Raw genomic sequence first — 3,530 nt, forward strand, 5'->3', positions numbered from 1 at the left:
TGTTGATCTCGGCGCGGAGCTGGTCGAGCGCTGCGCGCCAGTCGACGCGCAGGGCCGTGAGCGAGGGGCTGCGGAATTCGTCCGCGGCGAGCGGTGCGGCAATGAGGAACGAAAGCGACGCCAGAAGCAGCGAGACGAAGCGGAACCCCTTCCCAACCACTGTCTCGCCCCCCGGCGGCACCTGTTCCGACTGCCCCGCTCTCTGCTAGTCCTTGGCTCGCTCTGAGTAGGAACCGTCCTCGGTCATGACCACGATGCGGGTGCCGACCGCGATGTGCGGCGGCACGGTGGTGCGCACGCCGTTGGACAGCACCGCCGGCTTGTAGGAGGACGAGGCGGTCTGGCCCTTGGTGACCGGCTCGGTTTCGACCACTTCCAGCGTGACGCGCTGGGGCAGCGCGAGCGAGACCACGTTGACGTCGTGGGTCGACAGCTTGACGGTCATGTCCGGTTGAAGATACGAGGCCGCGTCGCCGACGACGTCCTTGGAGACCTGGACCTGGTCGTAGGTCTCCGGGTTCATGAAGTGGAAGCCGTCGCCATCTTCATACAGGAAGGTGTAGTTGCGCTCTTCGATGGTGGCCTTTTCGACCTGATCGGTGGTCTTGTAGCGTTCGGAGATCTTTACCCCGTCCGAGATTCGGCGCATTTCGATCTGGCTGACCGGGGTGCCCTTGCCGGGGTGGATGTTTTCGGCGCTGACGACGACATAGAGCTTGCCGTCTTGCTCGATCACGTTGCCTTTGCGAATAGAACTGGCGATGACTCTCAAAGCTATATTTCCTGCTTGCTTGGCCCGGCACCGGCCAGGACGTGGTCAAATCGATGGGGGACTTGGGGCCTCAAATCGGACCTCGGCGCCCGTTTCGGGCCGCAACATACTGATTTTGCCGTTAGATGCCAGCGTTTTGCTCGGGCCTGGGCGGGGCAGGTAATGGCTGGGGACAAGCCCATCTCACCGTTCTGGTCGCCCGGGCGGCATCTCGACCGTCGGCCGTTTCTCCAGGCCCGGGGGGCCATTACCGGGTCTCTACGGGCCTTTTTCGCCGAGCAGGGGTTCGTGGAGGTCGAAACCTCCGTCCTCCAGGTCTCCCCGGGCAATGAGACCCATCTGCACGCCCCCAGGACCGAGATCATGCGGCCGGACGGCAGCCGTGCCAGCCGTTACCTCCGGACCTCCCCGGAATTCGCCTGCAAGAAGCTGCTGGCTGCGGGTGAGACGCGGATTTTCGAGCTCGCCCGGGTGTTTCGAGACCGCGAGCGCGGCGACCTGCATCTGCCCGAATTCACCATGCTGGAATGGTATCGGGCAGGCGCCCCCTATGACGCCATCATAGCCGATTGCGTCGTCGTGATCGCCCGTGCGGCGCAGGCGACCGGCATCGGGACCTTCTCCTTCCGTGGCCGGACCGCCGATCCCTTCGCTGAGCCGGAACTGCTGACGGTCGCGGGCGCCTTCGAACGGTTCGCCGGCATCGACCTGCTGTCGACAATCTCGGGCAACGAGGGTAACCGTGCCGCGCTCGCCCAGGCGGCGGCCAGCAAGATCCGTGTGGCCGAGGACGACACCTGGTCGGACATCTTCAGCAAGGTTCTGGTCGAGCATGTCGAGCCGCATCTGGGGCAGGGGCGTTTGACCATTTTGTTCGAATACCCATCTCCAGAGGCGGCGCTGGCACGGGTGAAGGCTGACGATCGCAGGGTTGCCGAGCGCTTCGAGGTCTATGCGTGCGGGGTCGAGCTCGCCAACGGCTTTGGAGAACTGACCGATGCCGAGGAGCAGCGCAAACGCTTCACGGAATCGATGACGGAGAAGCAGCGCCGCTACGGCGAAGCCTATCCGCTGGATGAGGACTTTCTGGCCGCAGTTGCCGCAATGCCGGAGGCGAGCGGTGTTGCACTCGGCTTCGACCGGCTGGTGATGCTGGCGAGCGGTGCATCGCGAATTGATCAGGTGGTATGGACACCGCCTGCAAATGAAACGCCAAGTGAGACATGACGAAGACGAACCTTGCACGCACTCTGCGCGAGCCGGCCGAGCTCGTCGCCGAAGGTCTGGCGCCTGCAGCAGCGCTCCCGGCGCTCGAACGCGTTGCCGCGCGCTACGCGGTGGCCATCACGCCGGCGCTGGTCGAGCTGATCGATACGTCCGATCCGGTTGATCCCATCGCGCGGCAATTCGTTCCGAGTGCAAGCGAATTGGAGATGCAACCGGGCGAAAATGCCGATCCGATCGGCGATCACCCGCATTCGCCGGTTCCCGGGATCGTGCACCGCTATCCCGACCGCGTCCTGTTCAAGCTCGTTCAAGTCTGCGCTGTCTATTGCCGCTTCTGCTTCCGCCGCGAGATGGTGGGGCCGGGCAAGGAGAATGCGCTGTCTGACAGCGCCTATCGCGCGGCGATCGATTACATCCGTTCGCATCACGAGATCTGGGAAGTGATCCTGACCGGCGGCGATCCCCTGATGCTGTCGCCGCGGCGGATGGGCGAGATCATGGCCGAACTCGCGGCGATCGATCACGTCAAGATCATCCGCCTTCACACAAGAGTGCCGGTGGCCGATCCCGCGCGGATCAGCAAGGAGATGGTCGCGGCGCTCAAGGTCGAGGGTGCCACCACCTGGGTGGCCGTGCATGCGAACCATGCGCGCGAATTGACGGGAGCGGCGCGCGCCGCCTGCGCGCGGCTTGTGGATTCCGGAATTCCGCTGGTGAGCCAGTCCGTGCTTTTGCGCGGGGTCAATGACAACATCGCCGCTCTGTCGGATTTGATGCGAGCTTTCGTCGAATGCCGGATCAAACCCTACTATCTGCATCACGGCGATCTCGCGCCGGGCACAGCGCATCTGCGGACGACGCTGGCGGAGGGGCAGGACTTGATGCGGCAGTTGCGCGGGCGGGTGTCAGGACTGTGTCAGCCGGACTATGTCATCGACATTCCCGGCGGCGCCGGCAAATCGCCGGTGGGGCCGAGCTACGTACTGGCGCCGCAAAATAACGCACCCGATGCGGGTGAAGTGGGAGCCGAAACGCGCTATCGTATCGTGGACTATTGCGGCGACGTTCATCTGTATCCGCCCGAGACCTGAGCGGTGATGGGGCGCGCGCCGGCTTGAGAATGGAGAAGCGGACATGAAGAAGATCATGGTGGCAGCATCGCTCGTGGTCTTGCTTGGCGGCGCGGCGGTAGCACAGACCGGCGGCTCCAAGGGGTCGACATCCGGCGGAGCGTCCTCTGGCTCGGTGTTGCCGGCACCGGTCGGTCACCGCCAGCCCCGCGCGGCCGACGTGCCGAGCGAGAAGAATCTGAGCAATCCGAATAGCCCCGCGAACAAGGAAGACGCCGAGCTCGATCGCAAGATCAAGAGCATTTGTCGCGGCTGCTGAGGCTTTTCACCTCTCCCCGCTGGGGAGAGGTGAAAACGCGCAAGCATCCGAAGCTTTGCTCGCCGCGCTTCAGGCGGAGCGCTCGTGCAGTCCGGCGCGGCGGGTGTTGCGGCGGACCTCGACCGCGTCGGCCAGCTGCTCG

Annotated in this window: 4 protein-coding genes and 1 pseudogene; 3 read left to right on the forward strand and 2 right to left on the reverse strand. The window is 64.4% G+C overall.

Features of this window, described 5'->3' with window-relative positions:
- A pseudogene (locus MOV75_RS42770) lies at window positions 1-181 on the reverse strand (M23 family peptidase); the annotation flags it as partial.
- A 24-nt stretch (window positions 182-205) separates the two neighbouring features.
- Window positions 206-772, reverse strand: a complete 567-nt coding sequence (gene efp, locus MOV75_RS31240) for an elongation factor P (RefSeq protein ID WP_018323088.1) — start codon at window positions 770-772, stop codon at window positions 206-208.
- 162 nt (window positions 773-934) lie between these two features.
- Here efp and epmA point away from each other — a divergent pair, with 162 nt between their 5' ends.
- The 3 genes from epmA to MOV75_RS31255 are packed head-to-tail and all read left to right on the forward strand — an operon-like array spanning window position 935 to window position 3,388.
- On the forward strand, window positions 935-1,999 hold the full coding sequence (gene epmA, locus MOV75_RS31245; protein ID WP_246925950.1) for an EF-P lysine aminoacylase EpmA: 1,065 nt from the start codon (window positions 935-937) through the stop codon (window positions 1,997-1,999).
- The gene (locus MOV75_RS31250) at window positions 1,996-3,090 is read left to right on the forward strand and encodes a lysine-2,3-aminomutase-like protein (RefSeq protein ID WP_247007241.1); all 1,095 of its coding nucleotides are present in this window, start codon (window positions 1,996-1,998) and stop codon (window positions 3,088-3,090) included. Before epmA ends, MOV75_RS31250 begins: the two co-directional genes overlap by 4 nt.
- 43 nt (window positions 3,091-3,133) lie before the next feature.
- On the forward strand, window positions 3,134-3,388 hold the full coding sequence (locus MOV75_RS31255) for a hypothetical protein (protein ID WP_246925949.1): 255 nt from the start codon (window positions 3,134-3,136) through the stop codon (window positions 3,386-3,388).
- Window positions 3,389-3,530: the final 142 nt, after the last annotated feature.

This window comes from Bradyrhizobium sp. PRIMUS42, from assembly GCF_023006515.1.
Taxonomy (GTDB): domain Bacteria; phylum Pseudomonadota; class Alphaproteobacteria; order Rhizobiales; family Xanthobacteraceae; genus Bradyrhizobium.